The organism is Enterobacter sp. DTU_2021_1002640_1_SI_PRY_ASU_LCPMC_013, assembly GCF_032389435.1.
GTDB classification, from domain to species: Bacteria; Pseudomonadota; Gammaproteobacteria; order Enterobacterales; family Enterobacteriaceae; genus Enterobacter; species Enterobacter hormaechei_C.
Map to the genome: position 1 here is coordinate 1327669 of NZ_CP135594.1, position 22688 is coordinate 1350356.

General features: G+C 56.7%; 19 protein-coding genes. 12 read left to right on the top strand and 7 right to left on the bottom strand.

All coding sequences use genetic code 11. From position 1 onward, the window contains the following. Positions 1–58: 58 nt before the first annotated feature. Genes kdpE through kdpF form a run of 6 tightly spaced genes read right to left on the bottom strand, consistent with a single transcriptional unit; the run spans position 59 to position 7844 of the window. A complete protein-coding gene (gene kdpE, locus RS584_RS06325; protein WP_315749113.1) occupies positions 59–736 on the bottom strand; it encodes a two-component system response regulator KdpE in 678 nt (225 codons plus the stop codon). Next, the gene (gene kdpD, locus RS584_RS06330; protein WP_047734233.1) at positions 733–3420 is read right to left on the bottom strand and encodes a two-component system sensor histidine kinase KdpD; all 2688 of its coding nucleotides are present in this window, start codon (positions 3418–3420) and stop codon (positions 733–735) included. Before kdpD ends, kdpE begins: the two co-directional genes overlap by 4 nt. Further along, positions 3421–3996: a potassium-transporting ATPase subunit KdpC gene (gene kdpC, locus RS584_RS06335; RefSeq protein WP_032652982.1), complete on the bottom strand. Its 576-nt coding sequence runs from the start codon at positions 3994–3996 to the stop codon at positions 3421–3423. It abuts the gene before it with no gap. A gap of 12 nt (positions 3997–4008) precedes the next feature. After that, positions 4009–6057 carry a potassium-transporting ATPase subunit KdpB gene (gene kdpB, locus RS584_RS06340; RefSeq protein WP_023296126.1) on the bottom strand — a complete coding sequence of 683 codons (2049 nt, stop codon included), beginning with the start codon at positions 6055–6057 and terminating at the stop codon, positions 4009–4011. A gap of 18 nt (positions 6058–6075) precedes the next feature. After that, on the bottom strand, positions 6076–7755 hold the full coding sequence (gene kdpA / locus RS584_RS06345) for a potassium-transporting ATPase subunit KdpA (RefSeq protein WP_315749114.1): 1680 nt from the start codon (positions 7753–7755) through the stop codon (positions 6076–6078). After that, positions 7755–7844, bottom strand: coding sequence for a K(+)-transporting ATPase subunit F (kdpF, locus tag RS584_RS06350; RefSeq protein ID WP_003858638.1), 90 nt, complete (start codon positions 7842–7844; stop codon positions 7755–7757). Before kdpF ends, kdpA begins: the two co-directional genes overlap by 1 nt. 309 nt (positions 7845–8153) lie before the next feature. Here kdpF and RS584_RS06355 point away from each other — a divergent pair, with 309 nt between their 5' ends. The 7 genes from RS584_RS06355 (at position 8154) to nei (ending at position 14259) form a co-directional block, all read left to right on the top strand. Next, on the top strand, positions 8154–8360 hold the full coding sequence (locus RS584_RS06355; RefSeq protein ID WP_003858637.1) for a YbfA family protein: 207 nt from the start codon (positions 8154–8156) through the stop codon (positions 8358–8360). A gap of 598 nt (positions 8361–8958) precedes the next feature. Next, a complete protein-coding gene (gene phrB, locus RS584_RS06360; RefSeq protein WP_315749115.1) occupies positions 8959–10371 on the top strand; it encodes a deoxyribodipyrimidine photo-lyase in 1413 nt (470 codons plus the stop codon). Positions 10372–10381: 10 nt separating this feature from the next. Continuing rightward, positions 10382–11125 (top strand): type 2 GTP cyclohydrolase I, encoded by a 744-nt coding sequence (locus tag RS584_RS06365; RefSeq protein ID WP_003858635.1) that lies wholly within the window; start codon positions 10382–10384, stop codon positions 11123–11125. A gap of 14 nt (positions 11126–11139) precedes the next feature. Further along, on the top strand, positions 11140–11796 hold the full coding sequence (pxpB, locus tag RS584_RS06370) for a 5-oxoprolinase subunit PxpB (RefSeq protein WP_003858633.1): 657 nt from the start codon (positions 11140–11142) through the stop codon (positions 11794–11796). Continuing rightward, positions 11790–12722, top strand: coding sequence for a 5-oxoprolinase subunit PxpC (pxpC, locus tag RS584_RS06375; protein WP_193041708.1), 933 nt, complete (start codon positions 11790–11792; stop codon positions 12720–12722). Before pxpB ends, pxpC begins: the two co-directional genes overlap by 7 nt. After that, complete coding sequence (gene pxpA / locus RS584_RS06380) at positions 12709–13449, top strand: 5-oxoprolinase subunit PxpA (protein ID WP_315749116.1); 741 nt, start codon at positions 12709–12711, stop codon at positions 13447–13449. Before pxpC ends, pxpA begins: the two co-directional genes overlap by 14 nt. A gap of 18 nt (positions 13450–13467) precedes the next feature. Then, positions 13468–14259, top strand: a complete 792-nt coding sequence (gene nei, locus RS584_RS06385) for an endonuclease VIII (RefSeq protein ID WP_032670331.1) — start codon at positions 13468–13470, stop codon at positions 14257–14259. An 84-nt stretch (positions 14260–14343) separates the two neighbouring features. Here the strand turns inward: nei and RS584_RS06390 are convergent, their stop codons facing one another. After that, a complete protein-coding gene (locus RS584_RS06390) occupies positions 14344–15627 on the bottom strand; it encodes a citrate synthase (RefSeq protein ID WP_006809584.1) in 1284 nt (427 codons plus the stop codon). Positions 15628–16266: 639 nt separating this feature from the next. Between RS584_RS06390 and sdhC the strand changes: the two genes are divergently transcribed. The 5 genes from sdhC to sucA all read left to right on the top strand — a co-directional run bounded on the left by sdhC (position 16267) and on the right by sucA (position 22677). Further along, positions 16267–16671: a succinate dehydrogenase cytochrome b556 subunit gene (sdhC, locus tag RS584_RS06395; RefSeq protein WP_026080740.1), complete on the top strand. Its 405-nt coding sequence runs from the start codon at positions 16267–16269 to the stop codon at positions 16669–16671. Continuing rightward, entirely contained in the window at positions 16665–17012 is a 348-nt protein-coding gene (sdhD, locus tag RS584_RS06400) for a succinate dehydrogenase membrane anchor subunit (protein WP_003858621.1), read from the top strand. The genes sdhC and sdhD overlap by 7 nt, the downstream gene beginning before the upstream one ends. Beyond that, a complete protein-coding gene (gene sdhA / locus RS584_RS06405) occupies positions 17012–18778 on the top strand; it encodes a succinate dehydrogenase flavoprotein subunit (RefSeq protein WP_003858619.1) in 1767 nt (588 codons plus the stop codon). Before sdhD ends, sdhA begins: the two co-directional genes overlap by 1 nt. A gap of 15 nt (positions 18779–18793) precedes the next feature. Further along, positions 18794–19510: a succinate dehydrogenase iron-sulfur subunit gene (locus RS584_RS06410; RefSeq protein ID WP_126765396.1), complete on the top strand. Its 717-nt coding sequence runs from the start codon at positions 18794–18796 to the stop codon at positions 19508–19510. 359 nt (positions 19511–19869) lie between these two features. After that, positions 19870–22677: a 2-oxoglutarate dehydrogenase E1 component gene (gene sucA / locus RS584_RS06415; RefSeq protein ID WP_063138443.1), complete on the top strand. Its 2808-nt coding sequence runs from the start codon at positions 19870–19872 to the stop codon at positions 22675–22677. The last annotated feature ends 11 nt before the right edge of the window (positions 22678–22688 follow it).

Below are 22688 nucleotides of genomic sequence, written 5' to 3' on the forward strand. Positions count from 1 at the left end.
TTTCATGGCTATATTCAGGCCGGTATGTTTTATATTTAAAATTAAAGTGAATACTTATTCAGATCATAAGCCGATATCCGATACCGGTTTCTGTTAATAAATGACGAGGACGCGCGGGATCGGCTTCAAGTTTCTGGCGAAGGTGTCCCATATAAATGCGTAAATAGTGACTATGCTCGACAGCATTCGGTCCCCAGACCTGGCTTAACAGCTGTCGCTGCGTTAACACTTTTCCGTGGTTATTGAGCAGCACGGCCAGCAGACGAAATTCGATAGGCGTAAGGTGGATCTCTTCTTCCCCTCGCACGATGCGGCGGGCAGCAAGATCGACGCGGATATCGCCAAAGGCGTACACCGGATCGGAAGGGGACGTGGCACTGTGTCGACGCAGCGCCACACGAAGCCGGGCCTGTAACTCGCCAATGCCAAACGGTTTGATCAGATAATCATCCGCTCCGGCATCCAGCGCGGCGATTTTATCCGACTCTTCGGTGCGGGCAGAGAGCACCAGAATAGGCATCTGGCTCCACTGACGCACCTCACGAATAAAATCGATGCCGTCGCCATCTGGAAGTCCCAGATCCAGGATCACCAGATCTGGCTTGCGGGTGGCGGCTTCAATTAACCCCCGTTGAAGCGTTCCGGCTTCATGAACGCGCAAACCGTCGCCTTCCAGCGCGGTACGCAGAAATCGGTTGATAGCAAGTTCATCTTCAACAATCAGAACGTTAATCACAAATCCTCTGGTAATTCATCAAGTTCTGGTGGAGTTTCAAGAGGAAGTGTAACACAAAAGCGTGCCCCACCTTCCGGGCGGTTCTCTGCGGAAATGGTGCCACCATGCACGTCGACAATCGCCTGGCAGATCGCCAGCCCCAGCCCAACGCCCGGAATGGCGGATTCCTTATTACCGCGCGCAAATTTTTCGAATATGGCGCGCTCCTGACCGGCCGGAATACCCGGCCCGTTATCCCAGACGTCGAGCCGCAGCACACGTTTATCCACCCTGGCCGCAATCCCCAGCCGGGCCTTTGCCCCGGCGTATTTAGCGGCATTTTCCAGCAGATTAATCAGCACGCGCTCAAACAGTGGGCCATCCACATGGATTAACGTCAGGGGTTCCGGCATGTCCAGCTCAATATGGCGCCCGCCGAGACCCGGCTCCAGCATCTTCAGCGCACTGCCGACAACCTCCTCAAGGGTGAGCCACTCTTTTTTGAGGTTAAACCCGCCGGACTGAATGCGCGCCATGTCCAGCAGGTTGTTCACCAGGCGCGTGGTATTCAGCACGTGCTGGCGAATTTCGCTGGCCTGCATCGCGTGCTTTGATCCTTCCGCCGCCAGATCCAGCGTCAGAATTTCGGACTGGCCGAACAGCACGGTAAGCGGGGTGCGCAAATCGTGAGACAGCGCTGCCAGCAGCGAATTGCGAATACTTTCGCGCTCGCTTGCCAGCCGCGCCTGCTCTTCGCTGGCGGTGAGCGCCAGCCGTTCAAGGGCGCTGGCGACCAGCAGGGTGAAGGTTTCCAGCAGGCGCTGCTGCTCGGGGATCATCAGCTGACGCAGGTTAGACGGCTCGACGATGACCAGCCCGTGATTTTTATCCGCGCTGCGCAGCGGCAGGATCTGGTAAGGCACGCCGGGCAGCGTGTCGGTGCCGGCGCCGGCAGGTAACCCCTTATCGAAACTCCAGCGGGCAATCGCTTCATCCCAGGGCGTCATCCCCGAAGGGGAGGTCAGCGGGCGAAGGCGCCCCTGTTCGTCGGGGAGCAAAATCAGGTTACTGGCATGAAAGGTCGAACGAATAAACTGCTCGCTGGTCTGCACGATATCCCGCTGCGTGCGGCCAACCGCCAGCGATTTTGACATTTCATACAGATGGCGCGTGCGCTGCTCGCGATAGCGGGCAATGCGTGCCTGGTAGCGTACGCCTGCCGTCAGATTCCCGATCACCAGCCCGACGGTAAGCATCACGGCAAAGGTCAGAATGTACTGCACGTCCGAGACAGCAAGCGTCCCGCGCGGAGCGATAAAAAAAAGGTCGAAGCTGATGACGTTGATCACCGTTGCCAGCACCGACGGCCAGCGGCCATAAAAGAGCGCGACCACAACGACGCCGAGCAGATAAATCATGACCAGATTGGCGGCGTCGAAGGCGATGAGCCACTGGCTGGCAATCACCGTAATCAGTGCGCAAAGGACTACTGCCACCAGGCAACCGCGGATCTGAATGCGCCATTTATCGCCAAAGGTGCGAGCATCCGGCGTACGGTTGGGCAGAGGGGCGGGCTTGTCATCCAGCGCGACGATGACTAAATCAAGATCCGGCGCGCGGCGGGCCAGCCTGTCGGCAAAAGATTCGCGGCTAAACCAGCGGCGATGCTGTCGACGTCCAATGACAATCTTGCCCAGGTTGTGCTCGCGCGCGTAGCGCAGAATGGCTTTATCTTCCTGCGGTTCGGAAAGGGTGGCGGTTTCGGCACCCAGCTCCTGCGCCAGCCGCAGCGCGCTCAAAATGGCGCGACGCTGATTTTCTGGCAGACCATGCAGCTGCGGCGTTTCGACGTAGACCGCGTGCCAGACGCTGCCAAATTTCGCTGCCAGCCGGGCGGCGGTGCGAACCAGTTTTTCGTTGCCGCTGCCGTGACCAATGCATAACAGAATGGCGTCCCGCGTGTGCCAGACGCGCTCTTGTCCCTGTAGGTCTCGCCAGGCGCGCATCTGGTCATCAACGCGATCGGCGGTGCGGCGCAGGGCCAGCTCGCGCAGGGCAATCAGGTTTCCTTTGCGGAAAAAATGTTCGATGGCGCGTTCGGCCTGGCCGGCAATATACACTTTGCCTTCGTGCAGGCGCTGGCGCAGATCGTCCGGCGGCAGGTCAACCAGTACGACTTCATCGGCAGAATCAAAAAACGGATCGGGGACGGTTTCCCGCACCTGGATACCGGTTACGCCGCTCACTACGTCGTTCAGGCTTTCCAGATGCTGAACATTCACCGTGGTGAAGACGTCAATGCCTGCCTCAAGCAGCTCCTCAACATCCTGCCAGCGCTTCGGATGGCGGGAGCCTGGCGCATTGCTGTGCGCCAGTTCGTCCATCAGGATCAGGGCAGGGCGGCGGGCGAGGGCGGCATCAAGATCAAACTCCGTGACCAGCCGCCCGCGATGGCTGATACGCTGGGGCGGCTGCGTCGCCAGCCCAGTCAGCAGCGCAGCCGTCTCTTTGCGACCGTGGGTTTCCACCACGCCGATGAGAATATCAAGCCCCTGCGCCCGAAGCCGCTGGGCTTCCGTCAGCATGGCGAAGGTTTTCCCGACGCCCGCGCAGGCGCCGAAGAAAATTTTCAGCTTGCCGCGGTGGGCTTCAGCCGTCTGTTCAAGCAGCCTGTCCGGATCCGGGCGCATGGGCTCGTCGGTCATTTAGTTCTTCCTTAGCGCGTCCAGCGCCAGATTCAGCTCAACAATGTTCACTATCGGCATGCCGATGAAGCTGACCAGCGGCTTTTGCGTATGTTCTGCGACCAGCTGGCTCACCTGCTCGACGGTCAGCTGACGGGCGGCTGCCACGCGTGGGATCTGCCACACCACCGCATCCGGCGTCAGGCTGTAATCCAGCCCGCTCGCGGAAGCGGTGATCAGCTCAACCGGCACCTCACGGCTGGCCTGCGGATTCGCGGCGCGCAGGGCGGCAACGCGTTCAGCAACGGCTTTGTCCAGGTCAGGATTACTGCCAGCCAGATTGCTGCCGCCGGAGGCCATTGGATTATACGGGCTTTCCGCAGTGGCGGAAGGGCGTCCCTGGAAGTAGCGCGGGTCCGTAAAGTTCTGCCCAATCAGACGCGAGCCGCGGTTTTCACCGTTCTGGATAATCAGCGAGCCGTTGGCCTGATCTTTAAACCACCACTGGCCCAGCGCGGTAGTCATCAGCGGGTAAAGCCCGCCGGTAATCAGAGACAGCAGAATAAACAACAGTATAGCGGGACGTAACATCGTCATTGGATCCACCTTTTAAACCAGCCCGAACAGCGTTAACAGCATGTCGATAACCTTGATCCCAATAAAGGGCACCACCAGCCCACCCAGACCGTAAATCCACAGGTTACGGCGCAGCATGGCGGCGGCCGTCAGCGGCTTATAGCTCACCCCTTTCAGCGCCAGCGGAATAAGAAAGACAATAATCAGCGCGTTGAAGATCACCGCGCTCAAAATGGCCGAGGCCGGAGAGTGCAGGTGCATCACGTTCAGGGCATTCAACTGCGGGTAGGTTGCCGCAAAAGCCGCCGGAATGATGGCGAAATACTTCGCCACGTCGTTGGCGATACTGAACGTGGTCAGCGAGCCGCGCGTCATCAGCATCTGCTTCCCGATATGTACCACTTCGATCAGCTTGGTCGGGTTCGAGTCGAGATCCACCATGTTGCCCGCCTCTTTTGCCGCCTGGGTACCGGAGTTCATCGCCACCGCCACGTCGGCCTGCGCCAGCGCCGGGGCGTCGTTGGTGCCGTCGCCGGTCATCGCCACCAGACGGCCTTCCGCCTGATACTGGCGAATGAGTGCCAGCTTCGCTTCCGGCGTCGCTTCGGAAAGGAAATCATCCACGCCCGCTTCGGCGGCAATGGCCGCCGCAGTCAGACGGTTATCCCCGGTGATCATCACTGTTTTAATGCCCATCTTACGCATCTGGGCGAAACGCTCTTTAATACCGCCTTTAACGATATCTTTCAGGGCGATAACCCCCAGAACGCTTGCACCTTCCGCCACCACCAGCGGGGTTGCTCCCTGACGCGCCACGCTTTCCACCAGGTGGTCGACTTCCGGGGGGAAGTGTCCATTATTGGCTTCAATATGACGGCGAATGGCATCAACGGACCCTTTACGGATCATCCGGTCCTGAATGTTAATTCCGCTCATTCGGGTTTGCGCTGTGAAGGGCACGAACGTGGCGTGCAGGCTCTGAACGTCGCGCTGGCGCAGGTTAAAGCGCTGCTTGGCGAGGATCACGATACTGCGGCCTTCCGGCGTTTCATCGGCCAGCGAGGAAAGCTGCGCCGCGTCAGCCAGCGTTTTTTCATCCACGCCGGGAGCAGGTAGAAAGTCAGAGGCCTGACGATTGCCCAGGGTGATGGTCCCGGTTTTATCCAGCAGCAGCACGTCTACGTCACCCGCCGCTTCAACGGCGCGTCCGCTGGTGGCGATGACGTTCGCGCCCAGCATCCGGCTCATCCCCGCCACGCCAATCGCGGAAAGCAGGCCGCCGATAGTGGTGGGGATCAGACAGACGAGCAGGGCGATCAGTACGGTGATGCTAACCGCTGTACCGCCGTAGGCGGAGAAGGGCCACAGGGTCGCCGTTGCCAGCAGGAAGACAATGGTGAGCGCCACCAGCAGAATGGTCAGGGCGATCTCGTTCGGCGTTTTACGACGCTGTGCACCTTCCACCATGGCGATCATCCGGTCGAGAAAGGTTTCGCCCGGGTTAACGCTGCACTGGATCACCAGCCAGTCGGAAAGAATGCGCGTTCCGCCGGTAACTGAGGCGAAATCTCCGCCCGACTCACGGATCACCGGTGCGGATTCCCCGGTAATGGCGCTTTCGTCTACCGATGCGCCGCCCTCAATCACCTCACCGTCGCAGGGGATGATGTCGCCAGCTTCCACCAGCACCACGTCACCTTTGCGCAGTTCATCCGCCGGAACGTGGTCCATCTGCGCGCCGTATTTAGGTTCGCGTAATTTGCGCGCAAAGGCGGTCTTTTTTACCCCTTTCAGGCTGTTGGCCTGTGCCTTACTGCGGCCTTCCGCTAACGCTTCGGCGAAGTTGGCGAACAGCACGGTAAACCACAGCCACAGGCTGATGGCGGCGGTAAAGGTTGCATTCCCCGAAAGGTGTCCCGTTCCCATGGCAATCGCCAGTGCGGTGGTGAGTAAACTTCCAGTCCAGACAATAAACATCACCGGGTTGTGCCACTGCACGCGCGGGCTCAGTTTTTTTACCGCATCCATGAGGGCCTGACGAACTAACGTCGGTTCGAGCAGGGCCAGTTGTTTACGACTCATGACAAATTCTCCGCAAAATCAGCGTAAAGAGAGATATTCCGCAACCGGGCCTAACGCGAGGGCGGGGATAAAGGTCAGGGCACCCACCAGCAGAACGGTGCCAATCAGCAGGCCGACGAACAGCGCGCCGTGAGTCGGTAACGTACCGGTGGTGGTCGGCTGGATCTTCTTATTCACCAGTGTTCCAGCGATCGCCATGACGGGAATAATCACGCCGAAACGTCCGATGAACATGCAGAACGCCAGCAGACAGTTCCAGAACGGCGAGTTGGCGCTTAACCCTGCAAAGGCGCTGCCGTTGTTGTTGGCGGCAGACGAAACGGCGTAAAGCACTTCGCTAAAGCCGTGAATGCCCGGGTTAAAGATGCCGTTGCGCCCGGCGTCGGTCATCAGCGCCAGCGCGGTACCGAGCAGCACAAGGGTGGGGGTGACCAGAATTGCCAGCGCGGTTAATTTCATTTCGCGGACGTCGATTTTTTTGCCGAGATACTCCGGCGTGCGACCGATCATTAGTCCGGCGATAAACACGGCGAGCAGAACGAACAACAGCATGCCGTACAGCCCCGAACCGACCCCACCGAAAACTACCTCGCCAATCTGCATCAGCCACATCGGGATCATGCCGCCGAGCGCGGTAAAAGAGTCGTGCATGGCGTTCACTGCCCCGCAGGAGGCCGCCGTGGTGACCACCGCATAGAGGCTGCTGGCAAGAATGCCGAAGCGGCTCTCTTTGCCTTCCAGGTTGATATTGCTGTTAGCCCCCAGCTGCATGAAGTGGCCGTTGCCGTTCCATTCGGACCACATCACCAGTGCTACGCAGACCACGAAGATCAACGACATCGCCCACAGCAGCGTACGTCCCTGGCGGCGATCGTTAACCACATCGCCAAAGGCGAAGCAGAGCGCGGCGGGGATCAGGAAGATCGCCAGCATCTGTACAAAATTGGTTAATGCCGTTGGGTTTTCAAACGGATGCGATGAGTTGGCGTTGAAGAAGCCGCCGCCGTTGGTGCCCAGCATCTTGATCGCTTCCTGCGACGCCACCGGCCCCATAGGAAGGAGTTCCCTGGCCCCTTCAAGCGAGGTGTAAGGGGTATAAGGCAGCAGGTTTTGCAGAGTGCCTTGCTGAATAAAGAACAGGGCAATAATCAGCGCAACAGGCACCAGGATCCAAAGGGTGATGCGCGTGACATCAACCCAGGCGTTGCCGAGGGTGCTGACATTCTGACGGGCAAACGCGCGCGTCAGGGCGAAGATCACCGCGATACCGCTGGCCGCAGAAAGAAAGTTTTGCACGGTTAACCCGGCCATCTGGCTGAAGTAGCTGAGCGTGGTTTCACCGGCGTAAGACTGCCAGTTGGTGTTGGTGACAAAGCTGACCGCCGTGTTCAGCGCCAGATGCCAGGATAAACCCGGTAACTGCTGCGGGTTCAACGGCAGACTGCCCTGGAGCATCAGCAGCGTAAAGAGGGCAATAAGCCCCAGGATATTCAGAAGCAGTATCGCCATCAGGTACTGGCGCCAGTTCATTTCCCGATCGCTGATACCTGAAATGCGCCAGAGCACGTTTTCAATATTTCGCGTGCCCGGCAATGGCACGTTGTTTATCAGACGCGCCAGCGCTGTTCCCAGCGGCCTGGCGAGCACAAACAGCACCAGTAAAAAGCTGGCAATAAGCAAAAACGCCTGAGCAGCCATCAGAATGCCTCCGCATTAATCAGGGCATAAATCAGATAACCCAATAACAGGAACACCAGCACGATGCCGGCAATCAGACCTGCACTCACAATCCACCTCCGGGTGACTTTTGTTGTTGTACAAACGGTAGGATTTATGGCGCAAAGATTTCGCAAAAATCAGAAGGGCAGGTGTAAAAAAAGTATAAAAAGGGAAAGACCACAATTTAACTATTGGTAAGTAAATCGTTAACTTTTTTGTAACTTAATTACATGCGGGAATGTAAATATTCACGAAATGGATGAAAATAAGTGGTCGGATGAGTAGTAAAATTACAAACAAAGCGGTATTATTTTAACCAGGTCACAGATTTCACATTTTCCGGAGACGGTTTCCGGCCAACTACAGGGGAGAAAATTATGGATCTTTATAAAGAGTTTCCGGCTCATATCATTTTCATGCGTCGCACTTTCGCCGTAGTGGCTGGCGTGTTGGCCCTGCCGGTGATGCTGTTCTGGAAAGATCGCGCACGTTTCTACAGTTACCTGCACCGCGTCTGGGCGAAAACCAGCGAGAAGCCGGTGTGGATGGATCAGGCCGAGAAAGCGACCTGCGATTTCTACTGATACGGTGTGACATCGTAGCCATAAAAAAACCGCCTACAGCAATGTGGCGGTTTTTTTGTCCCTCGGGATTCGCGGTCCGTTGGGTAATCTTGCAGCCCCTACCCGGGATTTTTATCATACCCTTCTTTAGAAAGTTCACAATCCACTTCACCTTTATAAATTCCTAATTTTACTGAAATAACTTACTTTTGGTGTTGGTGCTAATTATGATGCCACGTCCCTTTCCGCCATCTCGCAAATGGGCATCGGTCTTGGGAAAGGTGTATCCATAGCCGTAAAGCAGCCCACCTACCCGGGCTTGTGTCCACCGATTTATCACCGGTGGTGATAGGTGGAGCGGTTAGCAGCAGGGACCGCATAGTGAAACGCTATTTATGCATCGCGTTCATTGTCGCCAGCGCACTCGTTGTAAAGAGTGATAAACCGGATGTGTTTATTGCCTTTACCCTGATAGCGCAGGACAAGTAGCGTTAAGGCCGCCTCGGGCGGCCTTTTTTATTTCATCCCGTCTACACTTCATGGCAAAGTAGTTCAATGCATGCCTTTTTCCTTTTACGGCATGCCCTTACGGACATAATGGACAATTGCCAGGAGTTTTATGCCCACCCATCTGGTTTGGTTTCGCGCGGATTTACGCATTCACGACAACTTCGCTCTCGCGGCGGCCTGCCGCGCTAAAGACGCGAATGTGCTGGCCCTGTTTATCGCCACGCCTGAACAGTGGCGGCAGCATGACATGGCGCCCCGGCAAGCGGCACTACTCAGCGCGTATCTGAATGACCTGCAACATTCACTGGCTGAAAAAGGCATTCCGCTGATCTATAAAGAGGCCCATGATTTCGCCGCGCAGCGCCAGACGGTGCAGGCAATCTGCCAGCAGCACGCAGTAACGCATCTTTATTACAACTATCAGTATGAATTCAACGAGCAACAGCGGGATCGTCAGCTGGAGAAAACCCTTGCGGGCGTGGTCTGTGAAGGCTTTGATGACAGCGTGATGCTCGCGCCGGGCAGCGTAATGACCGGTAGCCACGAAATGTATAAAGTTTTCACGCCGTTTAAAAATGCCTTTATCAAACGCCTGAAAGAGGGGCTACCTGAGTGCGTTACCGCCCCGGCCGTGAGAGGGGAAACGATAACGGATCTGCCGGCGATCAGGCTGAATTATCCCCAGCAGTCGTTCGATGAAACGGTATTCCCCGCCAGTGAGAAAGCAGCTATTGACCGGTTGCGTCAGTTCTGCACGCAGGGGGCGGCGGAGTACGAGGCGCGTCGGGATTTTCCAGCGACTGAAGGCACCAGCCGCTTGTCGGCCTGTTTAGCGCTGGGCGCGCTCTCTCCGCGCCAGTGTTTACATCGCCTGCTGGCGGAACAGCCTCAGGCCTTAGACGGGGGGGCGGGCGCAGTGTGGCTGAACGAACTGATCTGGCGTGAGTTTTATCGCCATCTGATGACGTATCATCCTGATTTGTGTAAACATCGGCCCTTTATTCGTTGGACCGAACAGGTACAGTGGCAGTCGAATGAGAAGCTGCTTAAAGCATGGCAGCGTGGGCTCACCGGCTTCCCGATTGTTGATGCGGCTATGCGGCAGCTCAATGAAACCGGGTGGATGCATAACCGTCTGCGTATGATTACCGCCAGCTTCCTGGTGAAGGATCTGCTTATCGACTGGCGAACCGGAGAGCGTTATTTTATCTCTCAGCTGATCGATGGCGATCTGGCGGCGAATAACGGCGGCTGGCAGTGGGCGGCCTCCACCGGAACGGATGCGGCTCCCTATTTTCGGATCTTCAATCCGACCACGCAGGGACAACGATTTGACGCCGACGGCGAGTTTATCCGTCGCTGGCTGCCTGAGCTTAAGGATGTCCCGGCCAAAGCCATTCATGAACCCTGGGTATGGGCGGATAAACAGCGTGTTACCCTGAACTATCCCCGTCCCATTGTCGACCATAAACAGGCGCGCGTCGCCACGCTGGCGGCGTACGAAGCCGCCCGAAAAGTTTGAGAGAATGATGATGAAAAACAGTGAACTGGAACGCCTGATTAACGAAAAACTCAACACGGCTTCGTTTAGCGACTACGGCCCGAATGGCTTGCAGGTGGAGGGGCGCGAGACGGTACAAAAAATCATCACCGGCGTGACGGCAAGCCAGGCGCTGCTGGATGAGGCGGTGCGTCAGGAAGCCGATGCGGTGATTGTCCACCACGGTTATTTCTGGAAAAACGAATCACCGATTATTCGCGGCATGAAGCGCAACCGACTCAAAACGCTGCTGGCGAATGACATCAACCTGTACGGCTATCACCTGCCGCTCGATGCGCATCCTGAACTGGGAAATAACGTTCAGCTTGCGCAGCTGCTGGGGATTACCGTGATGGGTGAAATTGAACCTCTGGTGCCGTGGGGCGAACTGTCGATGCCGGTTCCGGGTCTGGAGCTGGCTTCGTGGATCGAAGCGCGCCTGGGGCGTCGTCCGCTGTGGTGCGGCGACACCGGGCCGGATACCGTGAAGCGCGTGGCATGGTGCACCGGCGGCGGCCAGGGCTTTATTGACAGCGCGGCGCGTTTTGGTGTCGACGCCTTCATTACCGGCGAAGTCTCCGAGCAGACCATTCACTCAGCCCGTGAACAAGGCCTGCATTTTTACGCGGCGGGCCATCACGCCACCGAGCGTGGCGGCATCCGCGCCCTCAGCGAGTGGCTGACGGAAAATACCGATCTGGATGTGACGTTTATTGATATCCCTAATCCGGCCTGATGAGAGGTAGTTAAGTGCAGCGAGCGCGTTGTTATCTTCTGGGTGAAACCGCGGTAGTTCTGGAGCTTGAGCCTCCGGTGACGCTTGCCACGCAAAAGCGTATCTGGCGTCTGGCTCAGCGACTGCCCGAGCTACCCGGCGTGGTTGAAGCTATTCCGGGTATGAATAATATCACCGTGGTGCTGCGTGATCCGCACACGGGGGCGCTGGATGCCATTGAGCGTCTGCAACGCTGGTGGGAGGAGAGCGAGGCGCTGGAGCCGGAATCGCGGACGATTGAGATCCCGGTTGTCTATGGCGGCAAGGGAGGTCCCGACCTTGGCGTGGTGGCCGAACACTGTGGATTAACGGAGAAGCAGGTTGTGGAGCTGCATAGCTCAGTCGACTATGTTGTCTGGTTTTTGGGATTTCAGCCGGGTTTCCCCTATCTGGGCGGGTTATCGCCCCAGTTACATACTCCGCGCCGGGCTGAGCCGCGCCTGAGCGTACCGGCGGGCAGCGTGGCGATTGGTGGCGAGCAAACGGGAATTTATCCGCTCGCCTCACCGGGAGGCTGGCAGCTGATCGGGCACACGTCCACGCCGTTGTTTGAACCAGGCCAGGACGCGCCCATACTCCTGCGTCCGGGGGATACCCTGCGCTTTATCCCGCAGAAGGAGGGAGTATGTTAACGCTTATTCGCGCAGGGCTTTACACCTCGGTACAGGATGCCGGGCGTTTTGGGCTGCGTCAGTCGGGCGTGAGCTACTGCGGCGCGCTCGATCGTCCTTCGCTGGAGATTGCCAACCTGCTGGTAGGCAACGCAGGCAGCACGGCGGCGTTAGAAATTACGCTGGGTCAGTGCGTGATTGAGTTTGGTCAGGAAACCTGGTTTGCCTTAACCGGCGCGGGCTGTGACGCGACGCTGGACGGCAAAGCGGTGTGGACCGGCTGGCGCCTGCGGGCGAAGGCCGGGCAGCGTCTGACGCTCAAGCGCCCTCTGCACGGCGTGCGCAGCTATCTTGCGGTGGCGGGGGGGATCGAGGTGCCGGAGGTGTTGGGCTCATCCAGCACCGACCAGAAAGCGGGAATGGGCGGCCATGAAGGACGGCTGCTGCGCGACGGCGATCGTCTGCGGATAAAGACCTCAACGCGCCATTTCACCACCACCCAGGGCGTGAAACAGCTGCTGTGGGGGAACGTGATCCGCGCCTTACCGGGACCGGAATACCATGAGTTTGATGAAGCCGCGAAAGAGTCTTTCTGGCGCTCGCCGTGGAAGATCAGCCCGCAGAGTAACCGCATGGGTTACCGGCTTCAGGGCCAGCCGCTGACCCGCACGACTGACCGGGAGCTGCTTTCCCATGGTCTGTTGCCGGGGGTGATTCAGGTGCCTGGCAACGGGCAGCCTATCGTACTGATGAACGATGCGCAAACCACGGGGGGATATCCGCGTATTGCCTGCATTATCGAAGCGGATCGCTACCATCTGGCGCAAATTCCTCTTGGTCAGCCCATTCATTTTGTGCAGTGTTCGCTGGAGGAGGCGCTGAAAGCCCGGCAGGATCAGCAGCGTTATCTCGAACAGCTGGCGTGGAGGCTCGATGGTAAAGATTGATTTAAACGCCGATCTGGGGGAGGGCAGCAGCGCCGATGCGGCGCTGATGACGCTGGTCTCGTCGGTCAATATCGCCTGCGGTTTTCACGCGGGCGACGCGCAAACCATGCTGGTGAGCGTGCGTAATGCCCTTAAAAATGGCGTAGCGATAGGTGCTCACCCGAGCTTCCCTGATCGGGAAAACTTTGGTCGCACGGCGATGGATCTGCCCCCTGAGACGGTTTACGCACAAATGCTCTACCAGATCGGCGCCCTGGAGGCGATCGTGCGCGCCGAGAATGGCGTGTTGCGCCACGTTAAGCCGCACGGCATGCTCTATAACCAGGCGGCGAAAGCTCCGGTGCTGGCAGACGCCATTGCCCGCGCGGTGCGGGACTGTAATCCGCAACTGATTCTGGTAGGCCTGGCGGGCAGCGAGCTTATTCGTGCCGGAGAACGGCTGGGGCTGACTACGCGGCAGGAAGTGTTTGCCGATCGGGGATACCTGCCGGACGGTAGCCTTGTTCCGCGTACGCAGGCCGGTGCGCTGATCACCGACGAAGGTAAAGCACTGGCGCAGACGCTGGAGATGGTGCGCTTCGGGCGAGTAACCTCAACGGAGGGGACAACGGCAAACGTTCAGGCTGATACGGTGTGCTTACACGGTGACGGCGAGCATGCGCTCCAGTTTGCGCGACGCCTGCGGGCGGCGTTCTCGGAAGAGGGCATTGTTGTCAGCGCAGAATAATCATGAAAGGACAATAACATGCCAGAAGGTCCGGAGATCCGCCGCGCGGCGGATAGCCTGGAGGCGGCGATAAAGGGCAAACCTCTGACACACGTCTGGTTTGCCTTTCCTCAACTCAAGCCGTTTGAATCGCAGCTGGTGGGGCAGACGGTGACCCACATTGAAACGCGCGGCAAGGCGTTACTCACCCACTTTTCCCATAACCTGACGTTATACAGCCATAATCAGCTTTACGGTGTCTGGCGGGTGGTGGAGGCGGACGAGCAGCCGCAAACGACCCGCGTGCTGCGCGTGCGGCTACAAACGGCGGATAAGGCGATCCTGCTTTACAGCGCCTCTGATATCGAAATGTTAACGCCGGAGCAGCTGCTGACGCATCCGTTCTTACAGCGGGTCGGGCCGGACGTGCTCGACATGCGTCTGACGGCAAGCGATGTGAAAGCCCGGTTGTTATCCCCCACATTCCGCAACCGGCAGTTTTCCGGGCTATTGCTCGATCAGGCATTTCTGGCGGGGCTGGGAAACTACCTGCGGGTGGAGATCCTCTGGGAAGTGGGGCTGGCGCCGCAGCGCAAAGCGTCGCAGCTGAGCGATGAACAGCTGGAGGCGCTGTCGCACGCGTTACTGGATATTCCACGGCTGTCGTACAACACGCGCGGCGTGGTGGATGAGAACAAGCATCACGGGGCGCTGTTCCGCTTCAAGGTGTTTCATCGGGCAGGTAAAAAGTGTGAGCGGTGCGGCGGGGTGATTGAGAAGGCGACGATCTCTTCCAGGCCGTTTTACTGGTGTCCTGGGTGCCAGATGTAAAAAAGCCGGGTGGTGGCTACGCCTTACCCGGCCTACATCTCGCACTTGTAGGCCCGGCAAGCGAAGCGCCGCCGGGCGTGTTTTTTAGCGCTTAATGTCAGACTTAAAATCACGCTGCTCGTAGCCGGTATACAGCTGACGAGGACGGGCGATTTTCATGCCTTCGCTGTGCATTTCGTTCCAGTGCGCAATCCAGCCCACGGTACGGGCCATGGCGAAGATCACGGTGAACATGGAAGACGGAATGCCCATCGCTTTCAGGATGATACCGGAGTAGAAATCGACGTTCGGGTAGAGTTTCTTCTCGATGAAGTACGGGTCGTTCAGCGCGATGTGTTCCAGCTCCATCGCCACTTCCAGCAGATCATCTTTGGTGCCCAGCTCTTTCAGCACTTCGTGGCAGGTCTCACGCATGACGGTCGCGCGCGGGTCGTAGTTTTTGTAAACACGGTGACCGAAGCCCATCAGACGGAAGGAGTCATTCTTGTCTTTCGCGCGGCGCACGAACTCAGGAATGTGCTCAACGGAGCTGATCTCTTCCAGCATCTTCAGTGCCGCTTCGTTCGCGCCGCCGTGCGCCGGTCCCCACAGGGAGGCGATACCCGCAGCGATACAGGCGAACGGGTTCGCGCCGGAAGAGCCCGCGGTACGGACGGTAGAGGTCGAGGCGTTTTGTTCGTGGTCAGCGTGCAGGATCAGAATACGGTCCATCGCGCGTTCCAGCACCGGGTTCACTTCGTACTCTTCGCACGGCGTGGAGAACATCATACGCAGGAAGTTACCCGCGTAGGAGAGGTCGTTGCGTGGGTACACAAACGGCTGACCGATAGAGTATTTGTAACACATCGCCGCCATGGTAGGCATTTTAGACAGCAGACGGAACGCCGCGATATCACGGTGACGTGGGTTATTCACGTCCAGAGAATCGTGGTAGAACGCCGCCAGCGCACCGGTAATACCGCACATGACCGCCATCGGATGAGAGTCACGACGGAACGCATGGAACAGACGGGTAATCTGCTCATGGATCATGGTGTGACGGGTCACGGTGGTTTTAAATTCATCGTACTGGGCCTGCGTCGGTTTTTCGCCGTTCAGCAGGATGTAGCACACTTCCAGATAGTTGGATTCGGTGGCTAACTGATCGATGGGGAAGCCGCGATGGAGCAGGATACCTTCGTCACCGTCAATGTAGGTGATTTTGGATTCGCAAGATGCGGTGGAGGTGAATCCAGGGTCAAAGGTGAATACCCCTTTGGAACCCAGCGTACGGATATCAATAACATCCTGACCGAGCGTGCCTTTTAGCACATCCAGTTCAATAGCATCATCACCATTTAGGGTGAGTTTTGCCTTTGTATCAGCCATTTACGGTCTCCTTAGCGCCTTATGCTTAAGACTGCGCTTTACCGGATTTGCTTTCAGCTGTTAATCATCGTTACCAGATTGTTATTTGGCTTACCGCTCAGCTCACGAGGAGAAACCAGGGTACAGAGCTATGGCGCCTTGCAGGTAAACGAATGAAATATCAGTGAAACAACAGCAAATCAGCGTTTTTGCAGTCCGAATTATTCAAACCTGTATATCACTAATAACTGTCCTGATAACTTCGGTCAATACCATCACACTGTTACATAACTATTTGTCAGGTGAAAGAGAGACCTCATAACTTTTGCGCATTATATGCCTTTTCTGATGACGTTTGTAACAATATTGTTTAACATTTGTCAAATCAGATGATTAAAAATTAAAAAGATGTTGTTATCGTGACCCCGATCACTGTTCCAGAGAAAACCCAACAAACTGTATGTAGGTTAATTGTAATGATTTTGTGAACAGCCTATACTGCCGCCAGGTCTCCGGAACACCCTGCAATCCCGAGCCACCCAGCGTTGTAACGTGTCGTTTTAGCATTTGGAAGCAATGTTTTGCATGACGCGCAGTTATAGAAAAGGAACGCTGTCTGACCCGCATCGCAGTCCGGAGGAAGGAAACAATAAGAACAGCATGTGGGCGTTATTCATGATAAGAAATGTGAAAAAACAAAGACCTGTCAATCTGGATCTGAAAACGATCCGATTCCCTGTAACAGCAATAGCGTCCATTCTGCACCGTGTTTCTGGTGTGATTACGTTTGTGGCGGTCGGTATCTTGCTGTGGTTACTGGGAACCAGCCTCTCATCCCCTGAAGGATTCCTCCAGGCCTCAGCCATCATGAACAGCTTCTTCGTGAAATTTATCATGTGGGGCATTCTGACCGCGCTGGCCTATCACGTGGTTGGCGGCGTTCGCCATATGCTGATGGACTTTGGCTACCTGGAAGAGACGTTCGAGGCCGGTAAACGTACCGCTAACATTTCATTTGTGATCACTGTCGTGCTTTCACTTCTCGCAGGAGTTCTCGTATGGTAAGCAACGCCTCCGCATTAGGACGCAACGGCGTACATGACTTCATCCTGGTACGTGCTACCGCCATCGTTCTCACCCTTTACATCATCTATATGATCGGTTTCTTCGCGACCAGCGGCACGCTGACGTGGGAAATCTGGAGTGGTTTCTTCGGATCGGCCTTCACCAAAGTGTTCACCCTGCTGGCCCTGTTCTCCATCCTTATTCATGCCTGGATTGGCATGTGGCAGGTGTTGACCGATTACGTTAAACCGCTGGCGATTCGCCTTCCGCTGCAACTGATTATTGTTGTTGCTCTGCTGGTTTACGTCATTTATGGATTTGTTGTGGTGTGGGGTGTGTAATGAAACTGCCAGTCAGAGAATTTGATGCTGTTGTGATTGGTGCGGGTGGCGCAGGTATGCGCGCCGCACTGCAAATTTCCCAGAGCGGCCAGACCTGTGCGCTGCTCTCTAAAGTATTCCCGACCCGTTCCCACACTGTGTCTGCGCAGGGCGGTATCACCGTTGCGCTGGGTAATTCCCATGAAGATAACTGGGAATGGCATATGTACGATACGGTAAAAGGTTCCGATTACATCGGTGACCAGGATGCCATCGAATATATGTGTAAAACCGGCCCGGAAGCGATTCTGGAGCTGGACCACATGGGTCTGCCGTTCTCTCGTCTGGAAAATGGCACCATCTATCAGCGTCCGTTTGGCGGCCAGTCGAAAAACTTCGGCGGCGAGCAGGCGGCACGAACCGCAGCGGCGGCTGACCGTACCGGTCACGCGCTGCTGCACACGCTGTATCAGCAGAACCTGAAAAACCACACCACCATCTTCTCCGAGTGGTATGCGCTGGATCTGGTGAAAAACGCCGATGGCGCCGTGGTGGGATGTACCGCTCTGTGCATCGAAACCGGTGAAGTGGTCTACTTCAAAGCCCGCGCAACCGTGCTGGCGACCGGCGGCGCAGGCCGTATCTATCAGTCCACTACCAACGCCCATATCAACACCGGTGACGGCGTTGGGATGGCGATCCGCGCTGGCGTGCCGGTGCAGGACATGGAGATGTGGCAGTTCCACCCAACCGGTATCGCCGGTGCGGGCGTACTGGTGACAGAAGGCTGCCGTGGTGAAGGTGGTTACCTGCTGAACAAACATGGCGAGCGCTTCATGGAGCGTTATGCGCCAAACGCAAAAGACCTTGCGGGCCGTGACGTGGTGGCGCGTTCCATCATGATCGAAATCCGTGAAGGCCGCGGCTGTGACGGCCCTTGGGGTCCACACGCGAAGCTGAAACTCGACCATCTGGGTAAAGAAGTGCTGGAATCCCGTCTGCCGGGCATTCTGGAGCTGTCCCGCACCTTCGCGCACGTCGACCCTGTGAAAGAGCCAATTCCGGTTATCCCAACCTGTCACTACATGATGGGCGGTATTCCGACCAAAGTGACCGGTCAGGCGCTGACCGTGAACGAGCAGGGCGAAGACGTGGTCATCCCTGGCCTGTTCGCGGTAGGCGAAATTGCCTGCGTATCCGTGCACGGCGCAAACCGTCTGGGCGGCAACTCCCTGCTGGACCTGGTGGTATTTGGTCGTGCGGTGGGTCTGCATCTCCAGGAGTCTATTGCCGAGCAGGGCGCGCTGCGTGATGCGACCGATGACGAAATAGATGCCTCTCTTGAGCGCCTCAATCGCTGGAACGGTAATCGTAACGGCGAAGATCCGGTGGAGATCCGTAAGGCGTTGCAGGAGTGTATGCAGCACAACTTCTCGGTATTCCGTGAAGGTGACGCGATGGCCAAAGGGCTTGAGCAGCTGAAAGCGATCCGCGAGCGTCTGAAGAATGCCCGTCTGGACGATACCTCAAGCGAGTTCAACACCCAGCGCGTTGAGTGCCTTGAGCTGGATAACCTGATGGAAACCGCGTTCGCCACTGCGATGTCGGCAAACTTCCGTACCGAAAGCCGTGGCGCCCATAGCCGCTTCGACTTCCCGGATCGTGATGACGAAAACTGGCTGTGCCATTCCCTGTATCTGCCAGAGTCGGAAACCATGACGCGTCGTAGCGTTAACATGGAACCGAAACTGCGTCCGGCGTTCCCGCCGAAGATTCGTACTTACTAATGCGGAGACAGGATAATGAAACTCGAATTCTCAGTTTATCGTTATAACCCGGATGTAGACGATGCTCCGCGTATGCAGGATTACATCCTCGAAGCGGAAGAAGGTCGTGACATGATGCTGCTGGATGCCTTAATCCAGCTGAAAGAGAAAGATCCTACGCTGTCGTTCCGCCGCTCCTGCCGTGAAGGGGTGTGTGGCTCTGACGGTGTAAACATGAACGGCAAAAACGGTCTGGCCTGTATCACGCCAATTTCAGCGCTACAGCGTCCTGGCCAGAAAATTGTGATCCGTCCTCTGCCTGGCCTGCCGGTCGTGCGTGATTTGGTGGTGGACATGGGGCAATTCTATGCACAATATGAGAAGATTAAGCCTTACTTATTGAATAATGGGCAAAATCCACCCGCTCGCGAGCACTTACAGTCTCCTGAGCAGCGTGAAAAACTCGATGGGTTGTACGAGTGTATTCTCTGTGCATGCTGTTCAACGTCATGCCCGTCATTCTGGTGGAACCCGGATAAATTTATCGGCCCTGCGGGTCTGCTGGCTGCCTATCGCTTCCTGATCGACAGCCGCGATACCGAAACCGAGAATCGTCTGGAAGGGCTAAGTGACGCTTTCAGCGTATTCCGCTGCCATAGCATCATGAACTGCGTCAGTGTGTGTCCTAAGGGGCTGAACCCGACGCGCGCCATCGGCCATATTAAGTCGATGTTGTTGCAGCGCAGTGCGTAAGTAACAACGCCGGATGGCGCTGCGCTTATCCGGCCTACGTAACAGTAGGCCCGGTAAGCGTAGCGTCACCGGGCAAATTGCAGAAACCTTTAAAAACTGCCAGATAAGTAAATAATCGAGACGTTCAGCGCGAGACAAGGCGCGGTTGAACGAATCCCCTGGAGCATAGTTGACTATGTGACTGGGGTGAGTGAAAGCCGCAACGCAGTCGCAGCCGGAACGACGAAGATTATTTAGACAGTTTCTAAAGGTTCCTTCGCGGGCCACAAAGAGCTCGCAGGTGAACCCCGGCACGTACACGTGGTGTGCGTGGTAGTTTCTACGGCGAAAGTAAGCATAAAAATGCTTAAGGGATCACGATGCAGAACGGCGCAATGAAAGCCTGGCTGGACTCTTCTTACCTCTCTGGTTCAAACCAGAGCTGGATAGAACAGCTCTATGAAGACTTCTTAACCGATCCTGACTCAGTGGACGCAAACTGGCGTTCCATGTTCCAGCAGTTGCCTGGTACAGGGGTCAAACCGGATCAATTCCATTCAAAAACACGTGATTATTTCCGTCGTCTGGCGAAGGATGCCTCACGTTACTCTTCTGCGATTTCCGACCCTGACACCAATGCGAAGCAGGTTAAAGTCCTGCAACTTATCAACGCTTATCGCTTCCGTGGTCACCAGCATGCGAATCTCGATCCGCTGGGACTGTGGCAGCAGGAACGTGTAGCGGATCTTGATCCGGCTTATCACGATCTGACCGAGGCCGATTTCCAGGAAAGCTTTAACGTAGGTTCCTTTGCCATCGGCAAAGACACGATGAAGCTGGGCGATCTGATTGACGCGCTCAAGCAAACCTACTGCGGCTCCATCGGCGCGGAATATATGCACATTACCTCCACCGAAGAGAAACGCTGGATCCAGCAGCGTATCGAATCCGTGGCAGGCCACGCGAATTTCTCAGCAGATGAGAAAAAACGTTTTCTCAGCGAACTGACCGCAGCGGAAGGCCTTGAGCGCTATCTGGGCGCGAAATTCCCTGGCGCAAAACGCTTCTCACTGGAGGGCGGCGATGCATTAGTCCCGATGCTGAAAGAGCTGATTCGTCATGCCGGTAAGAGCGGCACGCGCGAAGTGGTGCTGGGCATGGCGCACCGTGGTCGCCTGAACGTGCTGGTTAACGTGCTGGGTAAAAAGCCGCAGGATCTGTTCGACGAATTTGCGGGTAAACATAAAGAGCACCTCGGCACCGGTGACGTGAAGTACCACATGGGCTTCTCGTCGGATATCGAAACCGAGGGCGGTCAGGTTCACCTGGCGCTGGCGTTTAACCCGTCGCACCTGGAAATCGTCAGCCCGGTGGTTATCGGTTCCGTGCGTGCGCGTCTGGATCGTCTGGACGAGCCGAGCAGCAATAAAGTACTGCCAATCACTATTCACGGTGATGCGGCGGTCACAGGGCAGGGCGTGGTTCAGGAAACCCTGAACATGTCGAAAGCGCGTGGTTATGAAGTGGGCGGTACCGTTCGCATCGTAATCAACAACCAGGTGGGCTTCACCACCTCTAACCCGCTGGATGCGCGTTCCACCCCGTACTGCACCGACATCGGTAAAATGGTTCAGGCGCCAATTTTCCACGTTAACGCGGATGACCCTGAAGCCGTTGCTTTCGTTACCCGTCTGGCGTTGGACTTCCGTAACACCTTCAAGCGCGATGTGTTCATTGACCTCTTCTGCTACCGCCGTCACGGCCACAACGAAGCGGATGAGCCAAGTGCAACCCAGCCGCTGATGTACCAGAAAATCAAAAAACACCCGACGCCGCGTAAAATCTACGCTGACAAGCTGGAAAGCGAAAAAGTGGCGACGCTGGAAGATGCGACCGAGATGGTCAATCTTTATCGCGACGCGCTGGATGCGGGTGAATGCGTGGTGAAAGAGCTGCGTCCAATGAACATGCACTCCTTCACCTGGTCGCCGTACCTCAACCACGAGTGGGACGAGAGCTACCCGAACAAGGTTGAGATGAAGCGTTTGCAGGAGCTGGCTAAACGCATCAGCACCGTGCCGGAAGCGATCGAGATGCAGTCCCGCGTGGCCAAGATCTATGGCGATCGCCAGGCAATGGCGGCGGGTGAGAAGCTGTTCGACTGGGGCGGCGCGGAAACGCTGGCCTATGCGACGCTGGTTGACGAAGGTATTCCGGTTCGTCTGTCCGGTGAAGATGCGGGTCGTGGCACCTTCTTCCACCGTCACGCGGTTGTGCACAACCAGTCTAACGGTTCAACGTATACTCCGCTTCAGCACGTGCATAACGGTCAGGGCCAGTTCAAGGTCTGGGACTCCGTGCTGTCTGAAGAAGCGGTCCTGGCCTTCGAATACGGCTACGCCACCGCAGAACCCCGCACCCTGACCATCTGGGAAGCGCAGTTCGGTGACTTCGCCAACGGTGCGCAGGTCGTCATCGACCAGTTCATCTCCTCCGGTGAGCAGAAGTGGGGCCGTATGTGCGGTCTGGTGATGCTGCTGCCGCACGGCTACGAAGGACAAGGTCCGGAGCACTCCTCCGCGCGTCTGGAGCGTTATCTGCAACTCTGCGCCGAGCAGAATATGCAGGTTTGCGTGCCGTCCACTCCGGCTCAGGTTTACCACATGCTGCGTCGTCAGGCGCTGCGCGGTATGCGCCGTCCGCTGGTAGTCATGTCACCAAAATCCCTGCTGCGCCATCCACTGGCGGTCTCCAGCCTGGAAGAGCTGGCAAACGGCACCTTCCTGCCGGCCATCGGTGAAATTGACGAGCTGGATCCGCAGGCCGTTAAGCGTGTCGTAATGTGTTCTGGTAAGGTTTATTACGACCTGCTGGAACAGCGCCGTAAGAACGATCAGAAAGATGTCGCCATCGTGCGTATCGAACAGCTTTATCCGTTCCCGCATCAGGCGATGCAGGACGTGCTGAAACAGTACGCTCACGTTCATGATTTTGTCTGGTGCCAGGAAGAGCCGCTCAACCAGGGCGCATGGTATTGCAGCCAGCATCATTTCCGTGAAGTGATTCCATTTGGGTCTGCCCTGCGTTATGCAGGTCGCCCGGCCTCCGCCTCTCCGGCGGTAGGGTATATGTCCGTTCACCAGAAGCAGCAACAAGATCTGGTCAATGACGCGCTGAACGTCGATTAATTAAAGGATAC